At 70.9% G+C, this 25,630-nt stretch carries 18 protein-coding genes and 1 other RNA gene; 10 read left to right on the plus strand and 9 right to left on the minus strand.

Annotated elements, in window-relative coordinates; translation table 11 throughout:
• Nucleotides 1-53: 53 nt before the first annotated feature.
• The 6 genes from OG972_RS25200 to OG972_RS25225 form a co-directional block, all read right to left on the minus strand.
• Nucleotides 54-2,258, minus strand: coding sequence for a bifunctional glycosyltransferase family 2 protein/CDP-glycerol:glycerophosphate glycerophosphotransferase (locus OG972_RS25200; RefSeq protein ID WP_266985037.1), 2,205 nt, complete (start codon nucleotides 2,256-2,258; stop codon nucleotides 54-56).
• A gap of 57 nt (nucleotides 2,259-2,315) precedes the next feature.
• Complete coding sequence (locus OG972_RS25205) at nucleotides 2,316-4,649, minus strand: bifunctional glycosyltransferase family 2 protein/CDP-glycerol:glycerophosphate glycerophosphotransferase (RefSeq protein ID WP_266985039.1); 2,334 nt, start codon at nucleotides 4,647-4,649, stop codon at nucleotides 2,316-2,318.
• A 181-nt stretch (nucleotides 4,650-4,830) separates the two neighbouring features.
• Nucleotides 4,831-5,706 (minus strand): carbohydrate ABC transporter permease, encoded by an 876-nt coding sequence (locus tag OG972_RS25210; protein WP_266985041.1) that lies wholly within the window; start codon nucleotides 5,704-5,706, stop codon nucleotides 4,831-4,833.
• Complete coding sequence (locus OG972_RS25215; RefSeq protein ID WP_266985043.1) at nucleotides 5,703-7,088, minus strand: carbohydrate ABC transporter permease; 1,386 nt, start codon at nucleotides 7,086-7,088, stop codon at nucleotides 5,703-5,705. The genes OG972_RS25210 and OG972_RS25215 overlap by 4 nt, the downstream gene beginning before the upstream one ends.
• Nucleotides 7,089-7,092: 4 nt before the next feature.
• A complete protein-coding gene (locus tag OG972_RS25220) occupies nucleotides 7,093-8,460 on the minus strand; it encodes an ABC transporter substrate-binding protein (protein WP_266985045.1) in 1,368 nt (455 codons plus the stop codon).
• Nucleotides 8,461-8,753: 293 nt separating this feature from the next.
• Complete coding sequence (locus OG972_RS25225; RefSeq protein ID WP_266985047.1) at nucleotides 8,754-12,257, minus strand: FHA domain-containing protein; 3,504 nt, start codon at nucleotides 12,255-12,257, stop codon at nucleotides 8,754-8,756.
• A gap of 479 nt (nucleotides 12,258-12,736) precedes the next feature.
• Between OG972_RS25225 and OG972_RS25230 the strand changes: the two genes are divergently transcribed.
• From OG972_RS25230 to OG972_RS25245, 4 genes are all read left to right on the plus strand, one after another.
• Nucleotides 12,737-14,377, plus strand: a complete 1,641-nt coding sequence (locus OG972_RS25230) for a serine/threonine-protein kinase (protein WP_266985049.1) — start codon at nucleotides 12,737-12,739, stop codon at nucleotides 14,375-14,377.
• A 156-nt stretch (nucleotides 14,378-14,533) separates the two neighbouring features.
• Complete coding sequence (locus OG972_RS25235) at nucleotides 14,534-15,772, plus strand: serine/threonine-protein kinase (RefSeq protein WP_266985051.1); 1,239 nt, start codon at nucleotides 14,534-14,536, stop codon at nucleotides 15,770-15,772.
• Between the two features lie 78 nt (nucleotides 15,773-15,850).
• On the plus strand, nucleotides 15,851-16,957 hold the full coding sequence (gene prfB, locus OG972_RS25240) for a peptide chain release factor 2 (RefSeq protein ID WP_266985053.1): 1,107 nt from the start codon (nucleotides 15,851-15,853) through the stop codon (nucleotides 16,955-16,957).
• Between the two features lie 403 nt (nucleotides 16,958-17,360).
• On the plus strand, nucleotides 17,361-18,317 hold the full coding sequence (locus OG972_RS25245; RefSeq protein ID WP_266985055.1) for a hypothetical protein: 957 nt from the start codon (nucleotides 17,361-17,363) through the stop codon (nucleotides 18,315-18,317).
• A gap of 106 nt (nucleotides 18,318-18,423) precedes the next feature.
• On the opposite strand, the gene OG972_RS25250 is transcribed toward OG972_RS25245, so the two are convergent.
• On the minus strand, nucleotides 18,424-18,627 hold the full coding sequence (locus OG972_RS25250) for a hypothetical protein (protein ID WP_266985057.1): 204 nt from the start codon (nucleotides 18,625-18,627) through the stop codon (nucleotides 18,424-18,426).
• A gap of 269 nt (nucleotides 18,628-18,896) precedes the next feature.
• Between OG972_RS25250 and ftsE the strand changes: the two genes are divergently transcribed.
• The 5 genes from ftsE (at nucleotide 18,897) to ssrA (ending at nucleotide 22,823) form a co-directional block, all read left to right on the plus strand.
• A complete protein-coding gene (ftsE, locus tag OG972_RS25255; RefSeq protein WP_024489199.1) occupies nucleotides 18,897-19,586 on the plus strand; it encodes a cell division ATP-binding protein FtsE in 690 nt (229 codons plus the stop codon).
• 51 nt (nucleotides 19,587-19,637) lie between these two features.
• Nucleotides 19,638-20,555, plus strand: coding sequence for a permease-like cell division protein FtsX (ftsX, locus tag OG972_RS25260; protein ID WP_266985059.1), 918 nt, complete (start codon nucleotides 19,638-19,640; stop codon nucleotides 20,553-20,555).
• 68 nt (nucleotides 20,556-20,623) lie between these two features.
• Complete coding sequence (locus tag OG972_RS25265) at nucleotides 20,624-21,832, plus strand: S41 family peptidase (RefSeq protein WP_266985061.1); 1,209 nt, start codon at nucleotides 20,624-20,626, stop codon at nucleotides 21,830-21,832.
• A gap of 18 nt (nucleotides 21,833-21,850) precedes the next feature.
• The gene (smpB, locus tag OG972_RS25270) at nucleotides 21,851-22,339 is read left to right on the plus strand and encodes an SsrA-binding protein SmpB (RefSeq protein ID WP_037699903.1); all 489 of its coding nucleotides are present in this window, start codon (nucleotides 21,851-21,853) and stop codon (nucleotides 22,337-22,339) included.
• Between the two features lie 95 nt (nucleotides 22,340-22,434).
• Nucleotides 22,435-22,823: a transfer-messenger RNA gene (gene ssrA / locus OG972_RS25275) on the plus strand.
• Nucleotides 22,824-22,909: 86 nt separating this feature from the next.
• Here the strand turns inward: ssrA and OG972_RS25280 are convergent.
• Nucleotides 22,910-24,121 carry an MFS transporter gene (locus OG972_RS25280; protein ID WP_266990704.1) on the minus strand — a complete coding sequence of 404 codons (1,212 nt, stop codon included), beginning with the start codon at nucleotides 24,119-24,121 and terminating at the stop codon, nucleotides 22,910-22,912.
• Between the two features lie 132 nt (nucleotides 24,122-24,253).
• Here OG972_RS25280 and OG972_RS25285 point away from each other — a divergent pair, with 132 nt between their 5' ends.
• Nucleotides 24,254-25,219, plus strand: a complete 966-nt coding sequence (locus OG972_RS25285) for a LysR family transcriptional regulator (protein ID WP_266985064.1) — start codon at nucleotides 24,254-24,256, stop codon at nucleotides 25,217-25,219.
• Between the two features lie 19 nt (nucleotides 25,220-25,238).
• Here OG972_RS25285 and OG972_RS25290 read toward each other — a convergent pair whose 3' ends face one another.
• On the minus strand, nucleotides 25,239-25,526 hold the full coding sequence (locus OG972_RS25290; protein ID WP_266985066.1) for a hypothetical protein: 288 nt from the start codon (nucleotides 25,524-25,526) through the stop codon (nucleotides 25,239-25,241).
• Nucleotides 25,527-25,630 lie beyond the last annotated feature (104 nt).

The raw sequence follows: 25,630 nt of genomic DNA on the forward strand, positions 1-25,630 counted from the left end.
TCTCCCCCACAGCCTCAAGGGCATGGGAGGAACCCCCTCGCCGGGTGGGACGATCAAGCCCGTCCGGTGATCGATGGCAGACGCCCGCCGGGCGCCGCCGGTTCTCCCAGCAGCACCGCCCGCACCACCCGTTCCGCCGCGTGCCCGTCGTCGTACGGACAGAACCGCGCCCGGAACGCCGCCCGCAGCGCCCCGTTCTCCGCGCTGTCCCAGCTGCCGTCGAGGAGGATGCGGGCGAGCTCCTCCGTACTGGTGGAGACCGCCCCGGGAGTGTCGCCCGGCGCCCCGGACAGCAGATCGAAGCAGACCCCCCGGACCGTGCGGTACGTCTCCCAGTCCGGGGCGTGCACCACGATCGGGCGGTCCAGTGCCGCGTAGTCGAACATCACCGACGAGTAGTCCGTCACCAGCGCGTCGGCCGCCAGGCACAGCTCCTCGATCCGCGGATGGTCGCAGACATCGAGGAGCGTCGGACGGTCCGGCAGCCCCGCACCGTCGTAGAAGTAGTGCGCGCGGACCATGATCACGGTGCCCGGGCCGAGCGCGTCGGCGAGCCGTTCCAGATTGATCCTGCTGGTGAACGACGCCTCGTAGTCGCGGTGCGTCGGCGCGTACAGCACGGCGCGCTGCCCGGGCCGGATACCGAGCCCGGCCCGGATCTTCGCGATCTGTGCGCCCGTGGCCGTCGTCAGGACGTCGTTGCGGGGGTAGCCGGTTTCCAGCGAGCGCGCCGCGCTCGGGTAGGCGCGGGCCCACACCTCCGTGGAGTGCGGATTGGCGGAGACGCTCCAGTCCCACCGGTCGACCCGCTGGAGCAGACGGTCGAAGTTCAGGCCCTGCGCCGCCGCCGGATACTCCATCTGATCCAGGCCCATGATCTTCAGTGGGGTGCCGTGGTGGGTCATGACATGGATCTGGCCGGGGCGTTTGACCAGGTGGTCGGGGAAGTTGACGTTGTTGAAGAAGTACGTGGCGCGGGCCAGCAGCGCCCAGTAGCGGCGGGTCCCCGGTACCACGTGGTCGATGCCGGGCGGCACCGCGTCCACCTGGTTCTTCGACACCACCCACACCCCGCGCACTCTGGGAGCCAGCTCCTGGGCCTTGCGGAAGATCGCTTCCGGATTACAGCTGACGCCGCGGTTCCAGTACGCGGCGTAGACGGCGAGCCCGCGGTCGAGCGGGCGCCTGCGCTGCCACCAGTAGTAGCGCGCGGACAGCCTGCCCTTGGCCTGTGCGCGGAGTGCTGCGGGTGCGGAGCGCGCACCCCGGCGCAGGGCGAGCACGGTGTCGAGGGCGCCGAGCGCCACGTACCGGCCGGCGCCGATCAGCCGCGGACGCAGCCCCTTCGCGCCGTCGGGGAACCGGTGCCCCTCGGGCCGGTGCGTACGGTGGAACGCGGCCACGGACCGTACGTACCGTCGCCTGCGCCGCCGCTTCACCGACGGATATCCGCCGAGGAGTTCCTGGGCGGCCCGGTCGAAGAGCAGGGTGCGCAGCGGGTGCAGCGCCGGCCGGTCCCCGAGAAACGTCATCAGCCCGGCGTACGCCTCCATGAGCTGGAGCGGCGTCGTGCCGTCCGTCGGCTCCGACTCGTCGGCGAGGTCAGGCAGATAGCGCTGGCGGCGGTGTTCGACACAGGCGAGCGGCAGAACGGCGACCGATGCGGCAGTGGCCAGCGTCTGGAGCGCGTACATCCGCTCTCCGTGCTGTCCCGGTCCGAAGGCCAGCTTCTCCGACTCGTGGAGGGTGCGGCGCACGGCTCGGTTCCAGGAGACCGGGGCGATGTCGAGGAGCCCGGAGTGCTCGGCGAGGGTGAGCCGGCCGGCGGGCAGCCCGCACAGCAACTCCAGCGACCGGGTCGGCTGGGGGCGGCCGCGGAACGGCCGCTTGTGGTGGCCGAACAGCAGCAGGTCCGGGTCGCCCGTGGCATCGAGCCTGTCGGCGACGGCCTGCAACGCACCCGGCAACAGGACGAAGTTCCCCTCCAGGAAGAGGAAATAGTCGCCGACCGCCCGCTCCGCCCCGGCGTTGCGCCGACCGGCGGCGCCCGCACCCTCGTCCGCCGGGAGGTGGACGGTCTGCACCCGGTCGTCCCGGGCGGCGAACTCGTCGAGCAGCAGTCCCGAGCCGTCCGGCGCCCCGTCATCGACACCGATCACCTCGATGTCCGTGAACGACTGCGAGAGCACCGACTCCAGGCACTCGCGCAGATGTCCGCGGGCGCGACGGACGGGGATGATGACACTCAGCCGGGGCATACACGCTCTTTCTCGGTCACGGGCACAGCGGGGCGAAGCTGGGGGGAGAGACGGCGATCAGGTCCCCTTGACGGACTGCGCCCCGGTGAGGCCGCGCTCGGCGGGCGCCGCCTGCCGGTCCGCCGGAACGGTCCCGGAACCCGCCGCAGCGGGGACGGCCGGCGAACCCGGTTCCGTGGCGGGCGCCGGTACGACGACGGGCACCGGCCGCTGCTCCGCCGGCGGGACCGCGGTCACCTGCACGTCCGTGTCGCCCAGGAAGACCCGGCGCACCACCCGCTCCGCCGCGTGCCCGTCGTCGTACGGACAGAACCGCGCCCGGAACGCCGCCCGCAGCTGCGCGGAGCGGGAGCCGCGCCAGTGGCCGGTGGCGAAGATGTCGAGCAGCTCGTCCTCGCTGTGCGCGATCGCGCCCGGCGGGCAGGAGTGCAGGTCGAAATAGGTGCCGCGGGCCGCCTCGTACGCCTCACGGTCACTGCTGTGGATGACGATGGGCCGGTCCAGATTGGCGTAGTCGAACATCAGCGACGAGTAGTCCGTGACCAGTGCGTCGGAGGCGAGCGCGACCGCCTCGACCGACGGATGGCCGCTGACGTCGATGATCCGCGGGTGCGGCTCGCGGACCAGCGGAGCCTCGTACGAGTAGTGCGCGCGGGTCAGGATCACAAAGTCCGGACCGAGCTCCCGGACCACCCGCTCCAGGTCGAGACCGAGGTGCTGGGTGCGCCGGTAGTCGCGGTGAGTGGGGGCGTACAGCAGGGCGGTGGCGCCCTCGGGGACGCCGATCGATTCGCGCAGCCGCGCCACATCGGCGGGGGTGGCCCGCTGGAAGAGGTCGTTGCGCGGATAGCCGTACTCGAGCGTTGTGCAGTCGGCGGATCCCGACGGATACGCCTTCTCCCATACGAGGGTGGAGTATCGGTTCGCGGAGAGGGAGAAGTCCCACTTGTCGACGTTGGCGAGCAGCCGCGCGAAGTCCATGGAGCGGGCCGCCGCGGGACGGTCCTGAAGATCCAGGCCCATCGTCTTCAGCGGGGTGCCGTGATGGGTCTGGAGCAGCACCTGGCCGGGCCGCTTCACCAGCCGCCGGTCGAAGTTGACGTTGTTCACCAGGTACTTGGAGCGCGCGAGAGCCTGCCAGTAGCGGTACGTCCCCGGGGTGAGCGGACGGGTCCCGGTGGGGACGGTGTGCGCGTCCTCGGGGCGGCAGATCCAGGACGTGTGCATCCCGGGCACCAGTTCGCGGGCCTTCGCCTCGATCGCCGCCGGGTTGCAGGCGTAGCCGCGGTGCCAGTACGCGGCGAACACCGCCCGGTCCGCGCGGACCGGCAGCCGCAGCTGGATGCGGTAATAGGCCTGGAGCGAGGCGGCCCGCACCACCCGGCGCACGGCCCCGGTGAGCCGGCGCAGCCGCCCGCGTAGCAGCTTCGCGGACCACAGGGCGCGGTATGTGCGATGGGCACCGACCCGGATCAGCCCGTGGCGCAGCCGGGCGCGCCATGGGGCGGGGCCACCGGGGGTGCGGTAGCGGGCGCAGTGGGCGCGGGCGCGGCGGAAGAACTCGGTGCGGCTGCCGTGCGGCAGCCGGCCGCGGGTGGTGAACAGCGTCGAGAAATGGTCGAGCATCCTGCGGAAGATCACCGGTCGCCACGCGGCGAGTGCGGGGCGGGCGTCGATGAAGGCGAAGACCCGGTCGTACTGGTCGAAGATGTCGAAGTGCTTGCGGCTGGTGGTGGAGAGGATGTTGCCCTGACGCCGCTGCCGGTAGCCGACGCACACCTGGTCGAGGACCGCGATCGAACCGGCGGCCATCAGCACCGGGTAGGTCCAGGGGGTGTCCTCGTAGTAGCCGGGCGGGAAGGTGAACCCCTCGGCCTCGACGAACGCGCGGCGGTACGCCTTGTTCCAGACGACCATCAGGACCTTCAGCAGTCCGGGCCGGTCGGCGAGCGTGAACGTGGCAGGGCCGGTCTCGGTGAGATGCTCGGCGAACGTGTTGCGTACGCTTTCGCCGGTCCAGTACGTCCGGGCGTAGTCGTAGACCAGGACGTCCGGTTCGCCGGTCTCCCCGATCCGGTCGGCGATGGCCCGCAGGGCGCCGGGGGCGAGGGTGTCGTCGCTGTCCAGGAAGATCAGATAATCGCCGGTGGCCTCCGCGATCCCGGCGTTGCGGGCGAGGCCAAGACCCACGTTCTCCGGCAGGTGCAAGGGCCGTACCCGGCTGTCGCGTGCGGCGAACCCGTCGATGATCGCGCCGCAGGAATCGGGGGAGCAGTCGTCGACCGCAATGATCTCGAAGTCCTCGAAGGACTGGGTCAGCACCGAGTCCAGGCTCTCGTCCAGATACGCCTGAACCTGGTACGCGGGCACGATGACACTGAACCGGGGCACAACACATCCATGGGTCGTTCGCTGGCGCGGGCGGATGGTCCGCAAACGGCCGATGGGGTGCGAGGGTTACGCCGAACGTGGCATTCGCGCGAAGTTCCAGGTGGGGCGGGTCCCGTTATGGGTAACGGGACCCGCCCCACGTTGACGTGCATCTGATGATTCCGGTCGGTTCGGTGTGCGGTTACTTCACCGCGCCCGCCATCACACCGGAGACGAACTGGCGCTGGAAGGCGAAGAACACCGCGAGCGGAATCACCATCGAGACGAAGGCGCCGGGCGCCAGCACATCGATGTTGTTGCCGAACTGCCGCACCTGCTGCTGCAGCGCCACGGTGATCGGCGGGGAGTCGGAGTCCGCGAAGATCAGGGCGACCAGCATGTCGTTCCACACCCAGAGGAACTGGAAGATCCCCAGCGAGGCGATCGCCGGACCGCCCAGTGGCATCACGACCCGGGTGAAGAGCCGGATCTCGCCGGCCCCGTCGAGCCGTGCCGCCTCCAGGAGTTCACGCGGGATCTCCGCGAAGAAATTCCGCAGCAGGAAGATCGCGAACGGCAGTCCGAAGGCGGTGTGGAAGAGAATCACGCCGAAGGTCGTCTCGAAGATCCCGATTTCGCCGAAGAGCTTGGAGACCGGGACGAGGGCGACCTGCACGGGGACCACCAGCAACCCGACGACCAGCAGGAACCACCAGTCGCGGCCGGGGAAGTCCATCCACGCGAAGGCGTACCCGGCCAGTGAACCGATCACCACGACCAGGACGGTCGCGGGCACGGTGATCATGACCGTACTCAGCAGGGAGTGGGTGATGGTCGAATTGTCCAGCAGCCGACTGTAGTTGTCGAAGGTGAGCTCGGACGGGGCGGTGAAGACCTTCCACCAGCCCGTCGACGCGATGTCGTCGGCGCCGCGCAACGAGGAGAGCAACAGCCCGATGGTCGGCATCAGCCAGAACAGGCCCACCAGGATGAGGAAGACCCGCATCGCGCCGCCGCCGGTGCGGGCCGCGATCCGTGAGCCGAGGGACTGCGTCGGCTTCGCCGTCGGGGTGGTCATCGGCGCCCCTCCTTCCGAATCCGGCGGATATTGAAGATCATCACCGGGATCACCAGCAGCAGCAGGAGTACGGCGATGGCGCTGCCGATCCCGAGATCCGCGTCCGTGCCGAACGAGGACCGGTACAGCTGCAGTGCCAGGACGTTCGCGTCGTCCTGGGAGGAGCCCGGCGCGATGATGAAGACCAGATCGAAGATCTTCAGCACGTTGATCATCAGGGTGACCAGCACCACCGCCAGGACGGGCGCGAGCATCGGCACGGTGATCCGGCGGAACACCTGCCACTCGTTCGCCCCGTCCACCCGGGCCGCTTCGAGGAGTTCACGTGGCAGACCCGCAAGTCCCGCCGCGATCAGCACCATGGCGAAGCCCGCCCACATCCAGACGTAACTCCCGATGATCCCGGGCGTCACCAGGGACGGGCCGAGCCAGTCGACCCCGTTGTACGGCTCCCTGAAGTTCGATGCGGGAAGCCTGAGCAGGGCGCCGTCGGCGGAGGCGGGCAGGGCGAACGTACCGTCCGCGGCGGCTGTCGCCGAGCCGACCACCTTGCCGCCCTTGACCGCCTCGACCTTCAGCCCCTTGAGGCCGAGTTCCTTGGTGTCGACGACATTGGGCTTCCCGCCGCCGCCCTTGGTGAAGTCCAGCCACGCGGTGCCGGTGACCTTCCCGGACTCCGTCGGGGCTGCCTTCGCCGGTCTCGCGTCCGTCGGCATCTTCGCGGGCGCCACACCGACCAGTGGCAACCGCACGGGTACGCCGGCCCGTACCGGCGCCTTCGTGACGAACGACCCGCCGCCGCCCGCCTTCAGCGGATGGACCGGCAGCGGATGCGCCTTCGGATAGCCGGCCGACTCCGCGAACGTGTCGTGCACGCCCACCCAGACGGCGTTGGCGACCCCCCGCTCCGGCGCCTGGTCGTACACCAGCCGGAAGATGATGCCTGCCGCCAGCATCGAGATCGCCATCGGCATGAAGACGATCAGCTTGAACGCCGTGCCCCAGCGGATCCGCTCGGTCAGCACCGCGAAGATCAGCCCCAGCGCGGTGGAGATCGTCGGCGCGAAGACGACCCAGATCGCGTTGTTCTTGACCGCTGTGCGGATGGTGTCGTCCGTGAACAGCGCCTTGTAGTTGTCGAGGCCGGCGAAGCCCGTACCCGACTGGTCGAAGAACGACCGGTAGACGGAGTACACGATCGGATAGACCACGAGCGCGCCGAGCAGCACCAGCGCAGGCAGCAGGAAGAGCGTCGCGATGATCTTCCGGGTGCCGGTCACACTCCGGCGCGGGCTTGTGGGATCAGGGCGCCCTGAGCGCTCAGGGGGACGCTTGTCGGCGGGGGGCACCGCGTCGGCGCCCCCCGCTGTCGCTGTCGTCATCCCGTCAGCTCTTGTACGCCTTGGCCGCGTCGGACTCCAGTTTCGCCTGGGTCCCCGCGATGTCCTTCGGGTTCTTCAGGAAGTCCTGGAGCGTCTTCCACTCGCCCTTCCCGGGCGTCCCGCCGAACGACTGCGGGGCCTGGTCGGACATGTCGAACCGGACTGCGTCACCGGCCGCGATCAGCGCCTTCGCCATGGTGCGCTGCACCTCGTTCGGATACGCGGCGGGGTCCAGGGACTTGTTCGGCGAGATGAACCCGCCCTGCTCGGCCCAGATCTTCGCGGCATCGGCCGAGGCCAGCCAGGTCAGCAGGGCCTGGGCGCCCTTGCTGTCCTTCAGCGCCACTGCCGCGTCGCCGCCGGTCACCACGGGTGACTCGGCGCCGACCGCCGGGAACGGAAACACCTTGGCGTCCGTACCGATCTTCGCCTTGGTCTGCGCGATGTTGACTCCGACGAAGTCGCCCTCGAAGACCATGGCGCCCTTCGGCTGGTCACCGCCGGTGAAGGTCTGGGTGACCGAGGCCGGGAACTCCGTCTGCAGGGCACCGTCGGCGCCGCCCGCGATCAGGGACGGCTTGCCGAAGAGTTCGGCGAGCGTCTTCAGCGCGTCCTTGACGGACGGGTCGGTCCACTTGATCTTGTGCTGTGCCAGCTGGTCGTACTTCTCCGGGCCTGCCTGGGAGAGATAGACGTTCTCGAACCAGTCGGTGAGCGTCCAGCCGTCCGCGCCGCCGACCGAGACCGGGGTGACACCCGAGGCGGAGACCGTCTCGGCCGTCGCCATGAAGTCCTTCCAGGTCTTCGGCTCACTCGCCCCCGCGTTCTCGAACGCCTTGGCGTTGTACCAGATCAGGGACTTGTTGGCGGCCTTGAAGTAGACGCCGTACTGGGTGCCGTCCACCGCGCCGAGGTCCTGCCAGACCTTCGCGTAGTTCTTCGCCAGCTGTGCCTTCGCGTCGGCGCCGACCGGCTTGGCCCACTTCTTTTCCACGGCCTGCTTGATCGCACCCACCTGCGGGATCATCGCGACGTCCGGCGGCTGGCCGCCCGCGATCTTCGTACCGAGGAAGTTGACGATAGGGTCCTGCGCCGGGACGAAGGTGACCGTGGCACCCGTGCGCTTCTCGAACTCCTTGAGGACCTTGAGGAAGTTGGCCTGCTCGGGCCCGGTCCAGACGGCCGCGACCGAGATCTTCTCGCCGTCCAGCTTGGGCAGTGCGACGGCCGAGGAGCTCGGCTCGTCACTGCCGGACCCTCCGCTCGTCTTTCCCTTTCCGCTGCCGCCGTCGTCGCCGCAGCCGGTGAGGGCCAGTGCGCCGACGGCGGTGAACACCATCGCGGCCCTGCGAATCCGAAGCGTTGTGCGCATCGCTGCCCCGTCTCTCCTGTGCGCGTGAACGGACGGGCGGGACCGCCGGTGGGTCGGCGGTGCCGCTCGTCCATCAGGTCGTCCTGTGCGCACAGTCCTACGCCCGGTGCACGGACGCCGCAATACCGCTTTCAGCCCCAACTGATCGATTGTGATGGGCTCGTGACGTGAAGTCAGTCTTCTTCGAACCCCCTCGGCGGGCTTGCGGATGAAGCCCGTCGAGGGGGTCCCTCCCATGCCCTTGAGGCCATGGGGGAAGTCGAGGACGCACCGGCCACCGGGGTGAGGACCCCTCAGGAGTGGTAGGGCGTGAGCGGAGCTATTCGCTCGGCGTTCACCGAACGGGCGGCCCGCTCCAGCGCGCTGGCCAGCAGCGCGAGGTCCGTCGGTCCGTTGCCCAGTTCCCGGACCGGGCGCCGGGTCGGCGGATCGCCCATCCGCTCCCACTCCAGTGGGACGACGGTGGGCCGCAGGGTCGCGGTGCGCGGAATGCGGCCCGTGACCCGGCCGCCCTGGAACGGCGTCACTCGCCCGTCCGGATGCCCCAGCCGGCCGCGGCCGGGTGCCGGATCCTCCGGCGAGGGCGTGACGACGGGCGCGTCGAGCACCGCGCGCAGCCGCGCCCCACGGGCAAGCTCCGTGTCCTCCGTGCGGTCGGCGCGGGCGGACGTCGCGACCAGATGCACGCCCAGCCGGCCACCGTCCCTGGCGACGGACTCCAGCGCCCGTACGACCGAACCGGCGGCGGGCCGCCCCGGGCTGCCGAGCGCGGGGGCGACCAGGGCGTCGAAGTCGTCGACGAGGACGACGAGCCGGGGCAGCGGCGACGGGCCGGGATCCGCGGACCGCGCGGCGGCGGGCCGCAGCCGGAGCGTGCCGCTCATCGCCGGGTCCAGGTCACCGCGCTGCTCGGCGGTGCTGGGAGCGCGTCGGCCGACCGGCTGCTGCGCCACGTCGTGCCGGGCATGCCAGTCGTTGAAGTCGAGCCGCCCGAGCAGCTCGGCCCGCCGCTTCAGCTCGCCGCCCAGGGCCTGGGCGAACTCGCGCATTCTGACCGGATCGGAGGCGACCAAATGGGTGAACGCATGCGGGAGTTCCGTGCAGGGGTGCAGGCTTTCGCCGCGCTCACCACCGGCTCCGTCAACCAGAAGGATGCCGAGCCGGTCGGGCCGCGCGGCAGCGGCCAGCGAGGCGGCGACGGCTCGCAGCAACTCCGTACGTCCACTGCCGGCCGGGCCCTCGATGAGGAGGTGGGGTCCTTCATCGGCCAGATCGACACTGACTGCGCCCCTGGGCCCGGCCCCGAGAACGACGACGGGCCGCCCGGCGGAGGCGGGGGTGGGGGCGGGTGGGGGCGAGGTTGCGGCCATGGGCGTGCCGGTGGCGGTTGCATGCTCCGCCCCGGGAACGGCACGGGAGCCGCCGAAGTCGCCGGACACGCCGCCGTAACGCTGCGCACCGACGCGGGGTGCGGGCGCGGCGGGGTGGGGGGTGCGTCCTGAGCCGGGGGTGTCCGCACCCGGGTAGGCGGCGCGGCCCGAACCGGCCGTTGAACGGCCCTCGTCGCGGCCGAAGGCATGTCGTGACGTGCCTGCGTGCGTGTCGTTCGCCATCCCGGGGTACGGCGTGCGGCCCGATGTGCCGGACGTCTCACCGTTGGGGTACGGCGTGCGGCCGGACCAGGCGGATTCACTCCCCGGGTATGTCGTACGGCCCGAACCGTGGGCGTCCACGGCTGCCGCCTCCGGATCGACGGCACCGGCGGAAAAGGTCACGCCTCCACCGCCGCTCCAGCTCCCCGCCCCACGCACCGTCGCCCCCGGCTGAGTCTCGGAGGTCGAGGCCCAGCGGGCCAGCAGGGAAGCCGGGGTGGCTCTGGCCAGGCCCAGTTCGTCCAGCAGACGGGCGGACCGGGGGAGGGCCGCTGCCGGCGGGCGGCCGGGCGCCGTCGCCCGGCCCTCCGTACGCAGGGGTGCCAGCGCCCGCCCGAACCGCTCCGCCCACGCCACCGACACCGCGTCCACCGCGGCCACGGTGCCGTGGCCCGCAGCCTGTCCGCCCGCTGTGCGCAGCAGCCGCAGTGCCGTCGCCACGTCGCCGCTCAGCATCGCCACCGCTCCGCACTCGCGGAACGCGATCGACGCATGGCAGGCCGCCTCGTATGTCGCCGCGACGGGCGAGGTGGGCGACGCGGCCGGCGTCTCGGCCAGACAGATCAGATGGATCCCGGCTGCCGCACCCGCGGCGGCCAGCCGTGCCGTGGTCTCGCGCAGCACCGCGGATCCGGGGTCGCCGTCGACGATCACCACGGTGTACGGCCCCTCGTACCGCCGGGCGGTCTCGGCGACCGTGCTCCGGTCGACGCTGGCCCAGCCGGTGCCGAGCGGCCCGTCGTCCAGCCGGCGCATCAGCTCCGTCGTGCGCGCCGTCGCCTGCTCACGGTCGTACGCGAGCAGGAGTCGGCAGTCCTGCCCGTGCATCGGCCGCAGATGGGGCAGCCAGCCGAGCCATGCCCACTCGCGCCTGCGCTCGTCGGCGCTGCGGGCACGGTCCGTGCTGATGAGCACGATCTCCAGGTCGGCCGGGGAGTGCAGCGCGGCGAGCTGCGCCACCGTCGAGCGGGCGAGCCCGGCCAGCCGCTCCCGCGGACCGGCGAGCCCCAGCGAACCGGCCTCCCGAAGTCCCACGGTCACCGGCACTGCGGGCAGCTCCGCCCGGTCCGTGGTGCCGAGCCGGACCACGAGCGCCTCGGGGTGCTCGGCGTCGCGCTCCCACAGCCGGGGTCCGGGCCCGAGCGCGGTCAGCAGCACGGCCGCCGGGTCGGGCCATGTCCCCGCCGAGGACGAGCGCGGCCGAGGTACGGACGCGAGCGGGCCCGGCAGGCCCACCGTCCCCGCCTCGTCGGGCGCCGCCTCGTGCACCGGCTCGCCCTTGTTTCGCGCCAGCCTGCGCGCCCAGGCCCCTATCCCGCCGCGCCGGGGTGTTTCGTCGTCCGGGAATCGGCCGGACGCCCGCCGGGCGGTGCCCCGTACGCCCCCGTCGTCCGACCCGGCCGGCGCACCGCCCTCGTACGCCACGGGTGCGGCGCCCGCGCTGTACGCGTGACCGGTGGCGTATCCGTCCGGTTTCGCCGAGAGGTTCCCGCCCGCCGCCCGTGCGACCCGCAGATGCCCCTCGCCGTCCGGCGCAGTCGCCAGCGACGGCGTGGGCGAGCCCGATGTAAGCCGGAGCGTCGATTCGCCGAGCCGCAGCAGCGCGCCCGGCCTCAGCCGGACCGGGCGGTCGCGGACCTCCGTACCGTCCAGCGAGGTGCCGTTCGTGGAGCCCAGGTCAGCGACCGAGACCGCGCCGTCCTCGGAGACCGTCACCGCGCAGTGCAGCCGGGACACATCGGGGTCGTCGAGCGGGACGTCCGCGTCGGCGGACCGGCCGATCAGTATCTGTCCGCCGTGCAGCAGATGGACGCCGCCCGCATCGGGCCCCGCGACCACGTGCAACTGCGCCGGAACGGCGTCGGCCGCCGTCTCGTCCTCCCCGGGGACTTGGAGCGAGAGCACCGCGCCGTCGACCAGCGGCGGCTCGCCGAGCGCGCACCGCTGCGCGTCGAGCCGGTCGCGGCCGGCGAACAGCACCACCGCTCCGCCGCCGAGCGAGCCGTCGGGCCCGGAGACGGCGGCGGCCAGGTTGGAGGCCACGGTGGCGAGTGCCGTCCCCGCGGGGGCGGTGACGAGCACGTCGCAGGCGCGCGCCGGGGTCTGGCCGCTGCGCGGCGCGAGGACGGTCAGCCGGATCTGCATCGCCGTCAGCGGTCCCTTCTGCGCGGGGTGCCCGGCAGGGGAAACGCCCTGTGATTCCCCCCACCCGGCACGGACGCGTCGTCCGGTACAGGTCGTCACGTACCGCGAGGCTCCGACCCCACAGTTCCGTGCTGGAGGCATCCTCGCACCTGCCGCTGACAACACGCCCGCGGGCCACCTCGAAGTGATCTTGAAAGGTCGGCTGTGGACCCAAAAGTGCCTGCTTGGGGCGGTACCCGGAGCCGCGCACGGATGCGGGGTAACCGTCGGAATCCGGCCAGTCGCACGTTTGTGCGGCAACCATCTGTCCGGTGTGGGCGTCTCCTTTCGGACACGATGGCTCACACCTCGTCCACGACCGGAAGGTGATCGACCGGTGACCCGTTCGAAGCCCCCGGAGCGGCATTAGAGTGGGCCGGAAACCCCCGGGGCGGGCCCCGGGGGGCCGTAAGCACCACGATCAGCAGGGAGCGCATGACGTGCGGCCGGTAGGCAGCAAGTACCTGCTCGAAGAGCCGCTGGGACGCGGCGCGACGGGCACCGTCTGGCGCGCCCGCCAGCGGGAGACCGCAGGCTCCGAGGCGGCCGTCGCCGGCCAGCCCGGCGAGACCGTGGCGATCAAGGTCCTCAAGGAGGAGCTCGCCAACGACGCGGACGTGGTGATGCGGTTCCTGCGCGAGCGGTCCGTGCTGCTGCGGCTCACCCACGAGAACATCGTGCGCACCCGCGACCTGGTCGTCGAAGGCGATCTCCTCGCCCTCGTGATGGATCTGGTCGACGGTCCCGACCTGCACCGCTACCTCCGCGAGAACGGCCCGCTCACTCCGGTCGCCGCCTCGCTCCTCACCGCTCAGATCGCGGACGCGCTGGCCGCCAGCCACGCCGACGGTGTCGTCCACCGCGACCTGAAGCCGGCGAATGTCCTGCTGTCCGAGCGCGACGGCCAGATGCATCCGATGCTGACCGATTTCGGCATCGCGCGGCTCGCCGATTCCCCGGGCCTGACCCGGACCCATGAGTTCGTCGGCACGCCCGCCTATGTGGCGCCGGAGTCCGCCGAGGGACGCCCGCAGACCTCCGCCGTCGACATCTACGGCGCGGGCATCCTGCTGTACGAGCTGGTCACCGGGCGCCCGCCGTTCTCCGGCGGCACGGCCCTCGAGGTACTGCACCGGCACCTCAGTGAGGAGCCCCGACGCCCCACCACCGTCCCGGCGCCGCTCTGGACGGTCATAGAGCGCTGCCTGAGCAAGGACCCGGACGGACGGCCCAGCGCGGAGAACCTGGCCCGCGGCCTGCGTACCGTCGCGGCCGGCATCGGTGTGCACGCCACCTCGGCGCAGATCGCGGCCGCCGACGGCGTGGGCGCCCTGCTCGCGCCCGACCCGGCGCCCGCAGCCGTGCCGGAGACCCCCGGCGCGGCCGACCCGACGCAGGTGCTGCCGAGCAATGCGGGTGCGTACGACCCGAACGCGGCGACCAGCGTCATGCAGCACTCACCCGGCCAGGGGTTCGGACCGGGGCAGGGCCAGGGCGGGCACGCCGACCCGACCGCGGTCATGCCACCCGTACCGCAGCGCCCCGACGGCCCGCCGCAGCCCGACGGCCCGCATCCGTGGCAGTCCCAGCTGCAGGCGGCCCGCGACCGCAACGAGCAGACGCAGGTCCAGTACCTCGACCCGAGCCAGGATCCGCTGCGCCGTCGGCCGCAGCGCCGGCAGCCGCAACAGGCTCCGCAGCACCAGCAGCAGTACCCGCAGCAGCAGCCCCAGCAGCAGCCCCAGCAGTACCCCCAGCGCCGCCAGCAACCGCAACACCCCCAGCCCCAGCGGCAGCAGTACGCACCTCCGCAACAGCCGGCGCCCCAGCAGCCGGCCCCGCGCCCGCCCCGCGAGCCGAGGCAGCGCAGCGCCAACCCGATGAAGATCCCGGGTCTCGGCTGTCTCAAGGGCTGCCTGTTCACGGTGGTGCTGCTCTTCGTCGCGGGCTGGCTGATCTGGGAACTGACGCCGTTGCAGGACTGGATCGGACAGGGGCAGAGCTACTGGAACGCGATCGGCGACGCGGTCTCCTCCGTCACCGACTGGCTGTCGAAACTGGGCAGCAGCAGCGGCCCCTGACGGAGCCCACATCACCAACTTCGTAGCTTTGTCGACTTCTGCGGGGCGATTTCGCCCGCAGAAGTGAAGGTTGGCGCCATCCAGGGCACGTAACACCCCGATCGCCGCGTAACTTTGTCGACCGGGGGTCCAACGCCAGCCGCTGAGGGAGCAGTCTTGGCACGGAATATCGGCAGCCGGTACACCGCCCACCAGATCCTGGGGCGCGGCAGCGCCGGCACGGTGTGGCTCGGCGAGGGTCCTGAGGGCCCCGTCGCCATCAAGCTGCTCCGCGAGGACCTCGCGTCCGATCAGGAGCTGGTCGGACGCTTCGTCCAGGAGCGCACCGCGCTGCTGGGGCTCGACCACCCGCACATCGTCGCCGTCCACGACCTCGTCGTGGACGGCAACGACCTGGCGCTGGTCATGAACCTGGTACGCGGTACGGATCTGCGCACCCGCCTCGACCGCGAGCGCCGCCTCGCCCCGGAGGCAGCGGTCGCGATCATCGCGGACGTCGCCGACGGCCTCGCGGCCGCGCACGCCGCCGGAGTGGTCCACCGCGACGTCAAGCCGGAGAACATCCTGCTCGACATGGAGGGACCGCTCGGCCCCGGCGGCTCGCACCCCGCGCTGCTCACCGACTTCGGCGTGGCCAAGCTGATCGACACCCCGCGCCGCACCAAGGCCACGAAGATCATCGGTACGCCGGACTATCTGGCCCCCGAGATCGTCGAGGGACTCCCGCCGCGCGCCGCCGTCGACATCTATGCCCTCGCGACGGTGCTGTACGAGCTCCTCGCGGGCTTCACGCCCTTCGGCGGCGGCCACCCCGGCGCGGTGCTGCGGCGCCACGTCACGGAGACCGTGGTCCCGCTTCCCGGTATCCCCGAGGAGCTCTGGCAGCTCCTGGTCCAGTGCCTGGCCAAGGCCCCGGCCTCCCGGCTGCGCGCCTCCGAGCTCGCGGCGCGTCTGCGCGAGCAGCTCCCGCACCTGGCCGGCATCCCGCCCCTGGACGTCGACGAGCCGGACGCCGAACCGGAACCTCAGCCCTACGACGAGCAGCAGTACACCCCGGCCCCCGACGAACCCCGCCGTCGCGGCGCGGTCCCGCTGGTCCCCGGCGCCTCCCCGGACTCCAACCGGGACACCCACACCAGCATGCGCGTCCCGGGCCCCGACGAGCTCTCCGGCGGCCCCCGGGGCACGGCCCGGGCCCCCCGCGCCCCGGGCCAGCCCCGTCCGGGCTCGGCGCGGAACAAGTCGGCGGCCATCCGCAAGCGCCGCATCACGCTGGGCGCGGTGGCGCTGGTGCTGTGCGCGGCCCTGGGTGTGGGCGGCTGGCTGGCCTTCGGCGGCAACGGCGCGGACGCGACTCCGCAGGACACGAAGAACTCGGTGCCGACGGCTCCGTAACCGCGCCGCGACCGCACGGATCCCCGCGGAAAGGACGGCCCGGGGATGGTCCGGGCCGACAGCCGTTACGCTGGACCCGTGGCAGTCGTCGATATTTCCGAAGAGCTGAAGTCCCTCTCCTCGACCATGGGGTCGATCGAGGCCGTCCTGGACCTCGAGGCGCTGAGGGCGGACATCGCCGCGCTCGAGGAGCAGGCGGCGGCGCCGTCCCTCTGGGACGACCCGGAGGCGGCGCAGAAGATCACCAGCAAGCTTTCGCACCTCCAGGCCGAGGTCCGCAAGACCGAGGCACTCCGCGGCCGTATCGACGATCTTGAGGTTCTCTTCGAGCTCGCCGAGGACGAGGGCGACGCCGACGCCCTCGCCGAGGCCGAGAGGGAGCTGGAGTCCGTCAAGAAGGCGCTCGACGAGATGGAGGTCCGTACCCTCCTCTCCGGCGAGTACGACTCCCGTGAGGCGCTGGTCAACATTCGTGCCGAGGCCGGTGGCGTCGACGCCGCCGACTTCGCCGAGAAGCTCCAGCGCATGTACATCCGCTGGGCCGAGCGGCACGGGTACAAGACCGAGGTCTACGAGACGTCGTACGCGGAAGAGGCCGGCATCAAGTCGACCACCTTCGCCGTCCAGATTCCGTACGCCTACGGCACGCTCTCCGTCGAGCAGGGCACCCACCGGCTCGTCCGGATCTCGCCCTTCGACAACCAGGGCCGTCGCCAGACGTCCTTCGCGGGCGTCGAGGTGCTGCCGGTCGTCGAGCAGACCGACCACATCGAGATCGACGAGTCCGAGCTCCGCGTCGACGTGTACCGTTCCTCCGGTCCCGGTGGCCAGGGCGTCAACACGACCGACTCCGCGGTGCGCCTGACCCACCTGCCGACCGGCATCGTCGTCTCCTGCCAGAACGAGCGTTCGCAGATCCAGAACAAGGCGTCCGCGATGAACGTCCTCCAGGCCAAGCTCCTTGAGCGCCGCCGCCAGGAGGAGCAGGCCAAGATGGACGCGCTCAAGGGCGACGGCGGCAACTCCTGGGGCAACCAGATGCGTTCGTACGTCCTGCACCCGTACCAGATGGTCAAGGACCTGCGTACGGAGTTCGAGATCGGCAACCCGGAAGCGGTCTTCAACGGTGAGATCGACGGCTTCCTGGAGGCGGGCATCCGCTGGCGGAAGCAGCGCGAGAAGTAACCACCGAAGCGTACGAACGGCGGTGCCGGGCCCTTCAAGGGGTTCCGGCACCGCCGTTTTCGGTAGCCGGCCCGGCCGGACCGGCACACGGAATTCCGTCCCGGGAAGGGGAGTTGGGGCTGCGAGTTGCGTGGGCGCCATGGTGACTGCGTCACAGTCGTGATTCTGAATGACGATCAACCGGCAGCAAAACGGTGCACATTGCACGGAACGGGCTTGACGTAGTCCTTATCTCTGGACAGGGTGCTACTGCAGCATGCGTATGTCTGGGACGGGTGTGAACGGGGAGGATGGCTTGGCTACGGCACGACGTGGCCCCGGCCGAGTGTGCGACCCCCGGCAGAGCCGTGAGCCCGCATATGGCTGCTCCAATGACGAGAACAGCTACTGGGGGTAGCAGCAGATGACCAAGAAGACGCGAGTCCGCGTCGCGCGGATAGCCGCAGGTGCGGTAATCGCCGCGGGTGCCTCGCTGACCGCTGCCGGCGCGGCGCAGGCCGTCGGCATCGGTGTCAACATCGGCGGTCTCTCCGCCAACGCGCAGGCCGACGACAGTGGCCTGGGCATCGACGCCGGACTCGGTAGCGAGAACGGCGAGAGCGACGCGGCCAGTGGCGGTGACAACGGAGGCCAGGGCGGTACGACCTCCGACGGCGGCGCCGACAATGGTGGTGCCGGTGACCAGGGTGGTGCGGGCGACCAGGGTGGTGCGGGCGACCAGGGTGGTGCGGGCGACCAGGGTGGTGCGGGCGACCAGGGTGGTGCGGGCGACCAGGGTGGTGCGGGCGACCAGGGTGGTGCGGGCGACCAGGGTGGTGCCGGTGACCAGGGTGGTGCGGGCGACCAGGGTGGTGCGGGCGACCAGGGTGGTGCCGGTGACCAGGGTGGTGCGGGCGACCAGGGTGGTGCCGGTGACCAGGGTGGTGCGGGCGACCAGGGTGGTGCGGGCGACCAGGGTGGTGCCGGTGACCAGGGTGGTGCGGCCGACAACGGTGGCGGCAACGGCAACGGTGGTGCGGCCGACAACGGTGGCGCGGCCGACAACGGTGGTGCCAACGGCAACGGTGGCGCGGCCGACAACGGTGGTGCCAACGGCAACGGTGGCTCCGGCGGCGACGACTCCACCGGTGGCGACGTCGGCACCTGCACCGTCGACCTCGACGGCACCGTGTGCGCGGACAACACCGACACCGACTCGGTCGGCAACCAGCCGGTCGAGCAGGGCAAGGGCAAGGACGAGCTCGCCGAGACCGGTGCGGCCGAGACCACGTTCCTGCTGGTCGGCGCCGCGACGATGATCGCCGGTGGCATCGGCTTCCGGATTCTGCCGCGTCTGGTGAACGGTCGTACGGTCGCCTAAGGCCTGTGGCCGCCAGGTACACCTACGTACACAGAAGGGCCCGGGACATAACGTCCCGGGCCCTTCCGCGTATTCTCACTCCCGCCGTACGGGCGGCTACGGACAGCTACACGGTCTGGTGCGCCAGCAGCGCCAGCGCGCCCACCAGCACCACCAGCAGGGCGACCAGCATCGCCGGGCTCAGCCCCGCGAACGGTCCCTGGCCCTGATCCTGCTGCTGCAGCCGTGCGCGGCTGGCCCGGCATACGGGGCATCGGCCCTCGTTGACAGGCGCCGCGCAGTTTGCGCACACCAGTCGGTCATAGGTCATGCGCTTTCCTCCTCCCGCGCGGCGGAGCCGCATACGCCTTCTCTCCGCACAACGCTCATGGAAACGCATCCGTTCCCCCTCCACTGTGCCAGGTCGCGCGGAATTCGGCGCGGCCCGCCGGAGAACACCCGGTCCGTTCCGGTTCCGGTTGCGCCTCCACCCGGTTCCGTTCCGCCATAAATCGCCCATCACGGGACGCGCGCCTGCACGGCTGAGCCCGGTTCGCGTATGGTCACGCACACCTACTCCCGGCCGACCGTGGTGCATCCGTGATCCGATTCGACAACGTCTCCAAGACCTACCCGAAGCAGAGCCGTCCCGCTCTACGGGATGTGTCTCTCGATATCGAGAAAGGGGAGTTCGTCTTCCTGGTGGGCTCCTCCGGCTCCGGCAAGTCCACCTTCATGCGACTCATCCTCCGCGAGGAGCGCGCCAGTCAGGGCATGGTCCACGTCCTCGGCAAGGACCTCGCGCGCATGTCCAACTGGAAGGTGCCGCACATGCGCCGCCAGCTGGGCACCGTCTTCCAGGACTTCCGTCTGCTCCCCAACAAGACCGTTGCGGAGAACGTGGCGTTCGCCCAGGAAGTCATCGGCAAGCCGCGCGGCGAGATCCGCAAAGCGGTTCCGCAGGTCCTCGACCTCGTCGGGCTCGGCGGCAAGGAGGACCGGATGCCCGGTGAGCTCTCCGGTGGTGAGCAGCAGCGCGTGGCGATCGCGCGGGCGTTCGTGAACCGTCCCATGCTGCTGATCGCGGACGAGCCGACCGGCAACCTCGACCCGCAGACCTCCGTGGGCATCATGAAGCTCCTGGACCGGATCAACCGGACCGGGACCACCGTCATCATGGCGACCCACGACCAGAACATCGTCGACCAGATGCGCAAGCGCGTCATCGAGCTGGAGCAGGGCCGTCTCGTACGTGACCAGGCCCGCGGCGTCTACGGCTATCAGCACTGAGCGGTACCGGCCGTGCCGGAACCGCTGAGCATCGAGTACTGAAAGGACGCCATGCGCGCCCAGTTCGTCCTGTCGGAGATCGGCGTCGGTCTCCGCCGCAACCTCACGATGACCTTCGCCGTCGTCGTCTCCGTCGCCCTCTCGCTCGCCCTGTTCGGCGGCGCGCTGCTGATGCGCGAACAGGTCAGCACGATGAAGGACTACTGGTACGACAAGGTCAATGTCTCGATCTTCCTCTGCAGCAAGAGCGACGCGGAGTCGGTGCCGAAGTGCGCCAAGGGCGCCGTCACCGCACAGCAGAAGAAGGACATCGAGGGCGACCTCAAGAAGATGGAGGCCGTCCAGACGGTCACCTACGAGTCGGCCGACCAGGCGTACAAGCACTACCAGGACCAGTTCGGCGATTCGCCGATGGCCGGCAACATCACGCCGGACCAGATGCAGGAGTCGTTCCGGGTCAAGCTCCACGACCCGAAGAAGTACAAGGTCGTCGCCACCGCCTTCGCCGGACGTGACGGGGTGCAGTCCGTCCAGGACCAGAGAGGGATCCTGGACAACCTCTTCGGCCTGATGAACGGCATGAATGTGGCCGCGCTCTTCGTGATGGCGCTGATGCTGGTCATTGCGCTGATGCTGATCGTGAACACCGTCCGGGTCTCGGCGTTCAGCCGGCGCCGCGAGACGGGCATCATGCGGCTCGTCGGCGCCTCCGGCTTCTACATCCAGATGCCGTTCATCATGGAGGCCGCGTTCGCCGGTCTCATCGGTGGTCTGCTCGCCTGCGTCATGCTGCTGGCCGGGCGTTACTTCCTGATCGACGGCGGACTGGCGCTCCAGTCGAAGCTCAACCTGATCGACTTCATCGGCTGGGACGCGGTCTTCACCAAGCTGCCCCTGGTCCTCGCGATCGGTCTGCTGATGCCGGCCGTTGCCGCGCTCTTCGCGCTCCGCAAGTACCTCAAGGTGTGACATGCGCCCCGTGGGGCGTGCGGTCAACCGGCCGTGCGCCCTCGGGGCGTTGTCCTAGACTCGTCGCCATGTCGGGCCCTACGCATCGTCTCCGGCCCCGCGGCTTCGGCCGCGGGGCGGCCCTGACATTGGTCTTCGCGAGCGTCCTCGCCACGGCGGCGGCCACCGGGTCGCTGCCGCAGGGTGACGAGAGGGCTGCGGCGATAAAGGCCCGTTCCGTCGCCTCCACCGTCGACCGCGACGAGATCGCCGCCGCGGCGGCCGAGGCGGTGGCCGACGGCAAGTCGAGCACGGAGGCGGCCGAGGAGGTCGTCAGTCGCAGCGGGGACCGCTGGGGCGCGGTGTACGACGAGCGGGAGTACGAGGAGTTCGAGCAGGCCCTCGACGGCTCCTACACGGGCGTCGGCCTGGCCGCGAAGCGCTCCGCCGACGGACTGGTCGCGGTGGCCCGGGTCCAGTCCGGCGGCCCCGCCGACCTGGCCGGCATCGAGCCCGGCGATCTGCTCCGTACGCTCGACGGCCGCCGGATCGACCGGCGCCCCGTCTCCGAGGTGGTCGCCCTGCTGCGCGGGGACCGTACGACCGCTGCCGTGGGCACCACCGTCGTGCTGACGGTCCAGCGCGGCGTCACCGGCCCGGCCAGGACGCTGACGCTGACCCGGGCCCGGCTCACCACCGAGGCCGTCACGGTCCGCAGGATCGGGGCGAAGCGGCTCGGATCGGACCGTTCCGATTCCCCCGGAGCTGTACTGATCAAGGTCGACTCCTTCACCAAGGGCTCGGGGGCCAGGATCCGCGACGCGGTCCGGGACGCACCGGCGGGCGCCGGGGTGCTGCTCGATCTCCGGGGCAACTCCGGAGGGCTGGTCACCGAGGCGGCGGTCGCCGCCTCCGGATTCCTCGACGGCGGACTGGTCGCCACGTATGACGTGCACGGCGCGCAGCGCGCCCTCTATGCCACGCGGGGCGGTGACACGGTCCGCCCGGTCGTCGTCCTCGTCGACGGCGGCACCATGAGTGCGGCCGAGCTGCTGACCGGAGCCCTCCAGGACCGGGGCCGCGCCGTCACCGTCGGCTCGCGCACCTTCGGCAAGGGGTCCGTGCAGATGCCCAGCAAGCTCCCGGGCGGCTCGGTGGCCGAGCTGACCGTCGGCCACTACCGCACGCCGGCGGGCCGCAGCGTCGACGGCCGCGGCATCACCCCGGACCTTGTGGTCTCCTCCCGGGCCCTCCAGAGGGCCGAGACAGTATTGAGTGGCCTCGGGGGTGGGTCGTAGTGCGAAAATGGTCGCACTATGGCTAAGGAAAAGGACACAGGGCGCAAGCTCATCGCGCAGAACAAGAAGGCGCGGCACGACTACCACATCCTCGACACCTACGAGTGCGGCCTCGTACTGATGGGCACCGAGGTCAAGTCGCTGCGGCTGGGCCGGGCCTCGCTGGTGGACGGCTTCGTCCAGATCGACGGGAACGAGGCGTGGCTGCACAACGTGCACGTCCCCGAGTACGTGCAGGGGACCTGGACCAACCACTCCGCCAAGCGCAAGCGCAAGCTGCTGATGCACCGGGCCGAGATCGACAAGCTGGAGTCGAAGTCGCAGGAGACGGGGCACACGATCGTGCCGCTCGCGCTGTACTTCAAGGACGGCCGGGTCAAGGTCGAGATCGCGCTCGCCAAGGGCAAGAAGGAGTTCGACAAGCGGCAGACGCTGCGCGAGAAGCAGGACCTGCGCGAGACGAACCGCGCGATCTCGGCGGCCCGACGGCGGCAGCGGAGCGCCTGAGCGCGCTCATGCAGGAATAGGCTGGCACCGTCGCCCGTCGGTCACGTACGATGGGACTGCACCGCACAGCCGGTGCGCCTTTGAAAAATCAACATGGGGATGATCGGTTTCGACAGCGGATGTCGAAGCAGGGGAAGCGAGCCGAGGAAGCGGCAATGATCTCGTAAACCATATGTCGCAACCAATAATCGCCAATTCCAAGAGCGATTCCCAGTCCTTCGCCCTCGCTGCCTAATAAGCAGTGAGTGAGGGACCCTTAATGGGTGTCAGCCCGGGAGTGTTCCCGACCCGGACCCTGGCATAATCTAGGGGACTAAACCGCTGATCCCGGTCACGGGGTTCGGTGGGAAATCAAACAGTGACTGGGCCCGTCGGAGACTTGTTCGCGAGATCTCCGGGGCCGAGAAAATCGCAGCGAACTGCGCTCGGAGAAGCCCTGGTTCTGCACCGTTGGACGCGGGTTCGATTCCCGCCATCTCCACAATTCCCATGTGAACGAGGACCCCGTTGCCCACCGGCAGCGGGGTCCTCGTTCTGTGTGCGGGTGCGGCGTCCTCGCGCCGGCGCGGGTTACGCGCCGTTGCCGCGCACACGGATCCCGGCCGCCGCCATCGCGAGCGCCAGCCCCGCCGCGCACCCCGGCACCACGTACGCCGTGATCGTCCCGGCGTGCTCCACCATCCAGCCGCCGGTCGCCGAACCGGCCGCTATTCCGCCCAGCAGCGCGGTGACGGAGAGCGTCATGCCCTCGTTCAACTGACCCTCGGGGGTCAGCCGTTGCACCAGCGTCATCCCGGTGACCATCGTCGGCGCCGTCGCAGCGCCGGCCAGCAGCAGACTGCCGGCCAGCGCGAGCAGCGAAGGGGTCGACGAGGCGGCGAGCAGCGGCAGGGACATCAGCGCCGCCATCCCCGCCAGGCACCACAGGAGCCGTCGCCGGATGTCCACGGCCGGGCGCAGCGACCCGTACAGCAGTCCCGCCACGCACGAGCCGCCCGCCTGGAGCGCCACGATCGCGCCCCCGGCATGCGCGATCGTGACGACCTCCATGGCGCCGAAGACCGCGCCGGTGGCGAGGAAGACGGCGAGCAGTGCGGGCATGCCCCGGGTGCGCAGCGGGGAGCCCGCCCGGGTGCCGGGCGCCACCGGGGGTTCGGTGGCGCGCTGAGCGGCGAAGATCAGCACGCCCGTCATCAGCAGCACCGCACCGATGAGCGTTCCGGCCTCCGGGAAGAGCGCTGCGCACAGGAACGCGGCGAGGGCGGGGCCGAGCATGAAGCACAGCTCGTCCGCGGCCTGTTCGAAGGAGTTCGCGGTGTGCAGGGCGGCCGGGTCGCCGCGGTGCAGATGGGCCCACCGGGCACGGGACATGCCGCCGGTGTTGGGGGTGGTGGCGGTCGCGGCGTAGGCGGCGAAGAGCGTCCAGTCCGGGGCGTCGTAGTGCACACAGAGCAACAGCGCCAGCGAGCCGAGTACGGCGATCGCGGTGGCGGGCACGGCGATCCGGGCCTGGCCGTACCGGTCGACGAGCCGGGCCGTCCAGGGCGCGACCACGGCGGTCGCGGCGAGCCCGGTCGCGGTGACCGCCCCGGCCAGGGCGTACGAGCCGCGCGACCCGGCGATCATGATGACCGCGCTGACGCTGAACATGCCCATCGGCAGCCGGGCGATCAGATTGCCCGCCGTGAAGGCGCGGGCGCCCGGGGTGGCGAGCAGCCGGCGGTACGGGTTGGTGGAGGTGCGGCGGGCGGGAGCGCCGGTCCGCGGGGCGATCACCAGCATGTCTCCGGAGACGGCATGCAGGGGCGTGGTGGGAGTGTCGTACGGCATGGCTCAACCCTCGCGGTGGCCGGCCCATGCGGTCCAACACCTGCTCCGCACCCATTCACGCACCTGTGTTGTAAATTCGGGCCCGTGACCTCCTCCGATATCGATCCGCGGCTGCTGCGCGCCTTCGTCGCCGTCGCCGAGGAGCTGCACTTCACCCGTGCCGCCGCCCGGCTCTACCTGGCCCAGCAGGCGCTCAGCCGGGACATCCGCCGGCTGGAGCGCGAGCTCGGTGCGGACCTGTTCGTACGGAGCACCCGCCAGGTCTCCCTCACACCCGACGGCGAACGGCTGCTGCCGCAGGCCCGCCGGGTGATCGCCGCCCACGACGACCTCCGCGCCGCCTGGGCGGTGCAGACCCGCCCGCTGCTGGTCGACGTCAGCGTCCCGATCGGGACGGGTCACCGACTGCTGGGGCTGGCCCGCGACGAGGCGCCGGGAGTGGAGTTCGTGGCGCGCTATCTGAGCGGGCTGACGGGGGCGGCGGCGGAGATCCTGGCCGGGCGGCTCGATGTCTCCTTCGGCCGGGTCGCGGGGCTGGCTCCGGCAGTACGGGCGGGGCTGTCGCATCAGCCGGTCTGCTTCGAACGGCTGACCGTCCTGCTGCGCGACGACCATCCGCTGGCCTCGCTCGACCGGGTCCCGATGGGTGCGCTGACGGGGGAGCGGCTGTACGCGGCGGCGGGCAACCCGGCCACGGCGGAGTGGACCGACCTCGCGGAGCGGCTCTTCGCAGGGCGGGGGATCGAACTGGTGGCCCCCTTCCCGGAGATCGTGGGGGAGGAGGAGTTCGTCCGGGTGGTGCGGAAGCAGGGCTGGTCGGTGCTGGCGAGCACCGAGTTCATCGAGGTGCCGGGGATGGTCGTACGGCCGCTGGTCGACCCCGTGCCGCTGTCACCGGTGTCGCTGGTGTGGCGCAAAGGGCTGAAACATCCAGGGGTGGACGCGCTGCGGCGGGTCGCGGCGGGGGTGACGGCGGCGGAACGCGGGCTGGAGGTACCCGCCGGGAGCTGGCTTCCCGAGGGCGATCTGGCGCTGATGTCGCAGGCGTGAAGGGGTGGCCGGAGACGGCTCAGCGGGTCGGGCGGCTCGGACGGCCGCCGGAGAGCGCGAGGCCGGCCAGTCCGGCGACGAGCACCACGAACGGGACCGCGGCCACCACCGATCCCGCGTCCGTGATGCGCTCACGCAGCGAGGGGATCCGGGCCAGGGCGAAGAGGCCGATGCCGACCATGCCGATCCCCCAGGCCCGGGGGTGTGCCATGTATCCGGACAGCCACGGCGGGAGCCATCCGAGGGCAGCCGCGGCGCAGCCGGACAAGGTGGCCGCGAGGCCGACCGCGATGAGGATGACCGACATGCCGTTCTCGATTCTTGTGAAGTGCCCACACGATAGGAACATTCGTCCGGGAGGAGGGGCCGATTGGCTGATTGCCGGCCAACGATCCATCAACTCCGTAAGAG

Source organism: Streptomyces sp. NBC_01669 (assembly GCF_026339735.1).
In the GTDB taxonomy this organism is placed as follows: domain Bacteria; phylum Actinomycetota; class Actinomycetes; order Streptomycetales; family Streptomycetaceae; genus Streptomyces; species Streptomyces yanii.